The 5,332-nt window shown below is 62.4% G+C and carries 2 protein-coding genes; both read right to left on the bottom strand.

The genetic code is table 11. From position 1 onward, the window contains the following. On the bottom strand, positions 1-1,524 hold a 1,524-nt coding region (locus ACEW8G_RS05085; RefSeq protein ID WP_373487359.1), incomplete at its 3' end, for a phytoene desaturase family protein. A gap of 96 nt (positions 1,525-1,620) precedes the next feature. After that, positions 1,621-5,169 (bottom strand): autotransporter domain-containing protein, encoded by a 3,549-nt coding sequence (locus tag ACEW8G_RS05080; RefSeq protein ID WP_373487358.1) that lies wholly within the window; start codon positions 5,167-5,169, stop codon positions 1,621-1,623. Between the last annotated feature and the right edge of the window lie 163 nt (positions 5,170-5,332).

The following is a 5,332-nucleotide window of genomic DNA, read 5'->3' as shown; positions in this document are numbered from 1 at the left end:
GCCGCCGCCGGGGTGGGTGCCCGCGCCGCACATGTACAGCCCTTTCAATGGCCCGCGATAATCGGCATGGCCCAGCACCGGGCGCGCTGCCCACAGCTGGTCAAGGCTCATCCGGCCATGGAAAATATCGCCGCCGATCAGCCCGAAGGTGCGCTCGAGCCCCTTGGGGCTCAGCACTTGCCGTCCCAAAATGGAGGCGCGGAAGCCGGGTGCCTCCGCCTCCACCCGCTCGATGATGGCATCGGCGGCTGCGCTTTCCTGTTCAGGCGTCCACTCGAGTTCCGGATCAAACTGCTGGCAGAACAGGCTGGCGACATGCTGCCCCGGCGGCGCCAGGCTGTCGTCCACCAGCGACGGGATCAGCATCTCGACAATCGGCGCGCGCGACCAGCCATGCGCCTTGGCATCGTTGAAGGCGTGGTCCATATAATCGAGGCTGGGCGCGATGATGATCCCGGCGCGAAGATGCGGACCGTCACCCGGCAGGCAGCTGAAATCGGGCAGCCGATCCAGCGCCATGTTCATGCGAAAGCTGCCCGATCCGCTGGCATAGCCATCGATCCGGCGCGCAAAATCGGCGGGCAAGGCTGCGCGATCGATCAGGCGGTCATACAGCAGCTTGGGGCCAACATTGGCGATGACGCGGGGGCTGATCACCTGCTCGCCGCTCGCCAGCCGCACCCCGATGGCGCGCCCTGCATGGACCAGCACGCGCGCCACCGGCGTGCCAAGGCTGATCTCGACGCCCTGCTCGGTGCAGGCCTCGGCCATCGCCTGCGTGATGGAGCCCATGCCACCGATGACATGACCCCAGCTCCCCTTGTTGCCATTCACCTGTCCAAACACATGGTGCAGCAGCACATAGGCGGAGCCCGGTGTATCCGGGCTGGCATAATTGCCCACCACCGCATCAAAGCCGAAAGCCGCCTTGACCGGATCGCTTTCAAACCATTGGTCAAGAAACGCGCGCGCTGATTTGGTGAACAGGTCAAGCATGTCACGTTGCACGGCACGCGGCAGGCGGCCAAGCAGCCGCCCTGCGACCAGCGCGTCCGCAAAGCCGATGATGCCGCCGCCCAGATTGGGGGGCGGGCGCAGCGCCAGATCGCGCAGCACGTCGGCGACACGTTCCAGCATCGCCAGATAATGCGGCAGTGCCTCGGCATCCGCGCGGGAAAAGCACGCGAATTGCGCCTGCGAGCGCTCCAGTCCGCCGCCGAGGATGAGGTGGTCGCCGCCCGGCAGTGGCAAAAAGTTCGCGACCGGACGTTCGATCACGCGGTAACCGCGTCGCTCGAGCGCCATATCGGCGATGATACGCGGCTGCAGCAGGCTGACGGTGTAGCTGGCAACCGAATTGCGGAATCCGGGGTGAAACTCTTGCGTTACCGCTGCCCCGCCGACCACCTCGCGCGCTTCGCATATGCGCACCTTCAGCCCGGCACGCGCCAGATAGAAGGCGCAGGCGAGGCCATTATGGCCCCCCCCGATGATGATGGCATCTGGCGCTTGGCTTTTGCTCATGGGCGATGGGTAATCCAGCACCAGGCGATCGCCAAGCCAAGAAAAAGCCCGCCAGCCTTGCGAGGCTGACGGGCTTTTTCTTAAGTTATTGTGCGATCAGAACCTGATCAACGCAGTCAACGTATATTGCTGCGCCTGGAAATCCTGACGACCGGCCGTGGTGTCGACCGACGCGGTCAGGTCGAACCTTGGCTGCGAAATCGTCAGGCCTGCGCCCATTTCGACCCAGCTGTCGTCGTCAGCGCGCAGCGCGAACGGGAAGCGGCCGGTGGTGCTGCCCGCGAAATTGCCGCCAAAGAAGCGGTCGCCATCCAGCACATCATAGACCAGGTCTGCGTAGATATAGGGCCGGAAGGTAGCGGTCTTTTTGGCGCTCGCCGATGCACCGATGCGGATCTGCAGACTGTCGAACTTGTTGCGATCAATCGCCAGCGCGGGGCCACCACCGGTTTCAGTGACATCGTCAAAGCCGATATACTGGTATTGGGCGGCAACGCGCGGGGTGAGGACGACAGTTTTGGTTTCGAATGGTGCTGACAGCCCCAGTTCCGCCGTGATCGACAGGTTGTCATCGGTCGTCGCCAGGTTGAACACGGTGTTGCCAAGCGCAACGGAGCGGGCAGTTTCTGACTTGAAACTGCCGATGCCAAGCCGACCGTCGACGATCAGACCGTTGCCTGTCGTGACAGCCCCGTACACGCTGCCTTCGAACAACCGGCCCTGGGCTTCCTGGCCGCGAACCACAGTGGCATCGATATCCGCATAGCCCGCCGAAATGCCGAGCACCACGCCATCGCGCGGCAGATATTCAAATCCGCCGACCACGAAAAAGCCGTCGAACTGATCCTTGCGACCCACGGTCAGCGCCGTTGGCATAGGCGCTGACTTGCCGTTCAGGTAACCGCCGCCAAGATAAATGGCGAAGCGGCTGTCCAGCGACGTTGAGTCCATCACGGTCTCTTCGCCATCCTGGCCAACCGCAGCGGCGGCCATGGCGCCGGGCAGCGCCATGCCGTTGGTTGCGGTTGCAGCGAGTTGCATCGGCTGGCCGATCATCGAGATGGTGCCGCCATAATCGCCGGTGAGCGCGGATTGCATGCGGGTGCGATGGAAGCGCGAGGTGGCACTGATTGCTGCCTCGCCAATCGACAGCCGGGTCGATTCAGCAAATGGTGCGAGCCCTTCCAGCGTATCCTGGATCTGGGTGGCGTTCAGTAGATCGAGGACAAGAAACACCGAGGAAAAAGAGGCTTCGTTTGCCCGGTTGCTGTCAAGAATGCTGGCAAAGGAGCTCTGCACCAGCGAGCCTGGGGCGATCACGTTGCGGAACAGTCCTGCTGTGATCCGAATATCGACCGCATTGGCGCTGGTAGTCAGCACCGGTGAGAGGATGGCGCTGATCGGGGCCGCCGAGTTGAAGCCGGCGGTAATCGGGCCGGTTGAGGTGACGATCCGGTAGGTATCGCCATTCTTGATCGTATAGCCGGCCACCGGCGAGACGAACACCCGCCCGCCAAGGCTGGCAGTGCCATTGATTGCCAGACGATCCGATACACCAGCACCCACGTCCACCAGGAACTGGGTTGCCGATGACAGCACGACATTGCCATCCACGGTCAAAGTGCCGATGGTGCCGACAGTGCCCGGTGCGATCGTACCCATAATGCTGGTCAGGAACGGCGCGACAACCGTGCCGGTGCCGCTGAGCCGTCCGCCCATCAGCGTGTAATCGCTCACCGAACGCAGCCGTCCGTTGACCGTTGTCACGCCGCCGGTCTGCGTAATGTCGATAAGGCTCGTGAGGTTGCCAGTCGACGCCAGCGTGAGGCCAGCGGTCCCGCCCACCGTCAGCCGGTCGATCGTGACCGTGCTGGAGAGGGTGGTGGTGCCTGCCTGATTCAGCGTCACGTCAAAGTAGCGCCCCGCAACGCCGGTGCGGTTGTTGGGGTTGATGTTGTTGGGGACGAAATTGCTGGCGCCTGGCAAGCCGTTGGCCAGCGTCGGGGTGGGCAGGGGTGCTGAGTTAAATATGCCACTACCGTTGCGCTGCGCCTCGTTCTCGGCATTCATCTGCAGCTCTGCGCGGCTTTCCTCGCTTGCCGCTGCGCTGAGCGGCGCACCGATCGACGCAGTGGTCAACTGGCCCTGCAACCCGGTGACAGCGTTGTCGCCCGCGCTTTGTGCATTGATCAGATCGCCACGGCCGAGCGCTGCGGTCGTCACTGTCCCGCTGGCTGCCGTGTTCGCGGCATCATTTGTTGCGGTGCTTTCGGCAAGTGCCACAGGCTCTGCACCGCCTGAAAGCAGTTCGCCGATGTCCACCCGGCCAATGCCCGATGTGACATTGTTGGCGTCAGCGGCAGAAGTGGGCGTGAAATCCTGGCCCGTGTTCAGATCGCGGCATTCATTGAGTCCCAGCCCCTGAATGCAGATTTGGCCGAAATCGGGATCGCCGCCGTTCGGCCCCAATCCCAGGCCCGGTGGCACACCGTTGATCACCTGGCCGGTGCTGTTGATAATCTGATAGTTGGGGTCAAGCGTCGTGCGCCAGCGGCTGGCATCTTCCCAGTTGCCGCTGCCCGCAGCCGCGGTCACATACCGATAGGGGTTCGTCGCCGCGATGTAATCCCAGTACAGGTAAAGCGGCTGATAAAATGCGGTGGTGCCATAGGAACTGAACGGCTGCGCGCCAAAGAAGCGGCTGCCGCCAGAAAGCACGCCGATCACAAGGTCGCGGGTCGACAATGTGTTGTTGGCCGCGTCAAGGATCAGTGGGCCGCCCGAATCGCCGCCCGCGGTGGTGCCTTCACGCGCCAGCGGGGCATCGCGGAATACGTTGATGTCGAAAGGGCTTGCAGCCGTCGTTCCGCGGCGCGGATCATCGAAGTCGATGCTGTAGAGATTTTGTGGCAGTCGATCAGTGCCCTCGGGCGGTGTGCCAAACAGGAACCGGTCACGATCATCGAACGAAGCCAGCGAACCGAGCATGTTTTCTGCAGCGCGGCGACGGAAATCGACGCCCTGGGTTGCGCCTGCCGTGCCTGAACCCGAGCGGCCATAGCCGGTGATGTTGACGTGATAGCCGGTGCCCCGCACCGGATCGATAGATTGCGGAACCGGAAGCGGTGAGAACAGCAGCGCCCAGGTCGGGATCTGTGCAGCAGGCGTATCCAGCGTTGCCAGGGCAATGTCAGCTTCCAGGAAGCCCTGTGCCACTGGATTGCGCAGCGAGCGCGGATCATACTGGATCTGGTTGATGTTAAAGACATTCAGCGCGGTGTTCGATCGGAAGCCATTCGCCAACCAGTTCTGGAAGCCGGGCAATGCATTGACATTGAACGAGAATGCAGCGGGCACGGTGCCGTCGATGCTGCTGAAATCCGTCTGCGGGCGATTGTTTACGCAGTGCGCGGCAAACAATACGGTGCGCGGATTGATCAGCGTGCCGGTGCAGACAAAGCCGTCATTGCGGAAGAACATGCCGACCCCATTTACGCCGCCGGCGTTGTCGATGATGTCGGTCGGGGTCTGGTTGTTGTTCGGCACGATGGCGCCTGCGGGGACAGCAGCAAGTGCGACTGCCAGGGCGGCACCAGCGGTGCTCGCCGTAATTGTGCGACGCAAGTTAGACTTCGCAACTGACATGTGAGCTCCTGGGTAATAGCGAGATGGCGCAAACTAACCCACGTTAGTGCAAACACAATGTCAGCTACAAAGCCTGCTGCCGATTCTTGCCCGGTGTTGCCCGCCAGCCACAAAATTGTAACGTTTTCGGCGGCTGACCTGCAACCATTCCCCCAAAATTAGG

The organism is Blastomonas sp. (genome assembly GCF_041747255.1).
GTDB lineage: Bacteria > Pseudomonadota > Alphaproteobacteria > Sphingomonadales > Sphingomonadaceae > Blastomonas.
Note: the sequence above shows the minus strand (reverse complement) of the source record. Positions and strands in the feature narration are given on the sequence as shown.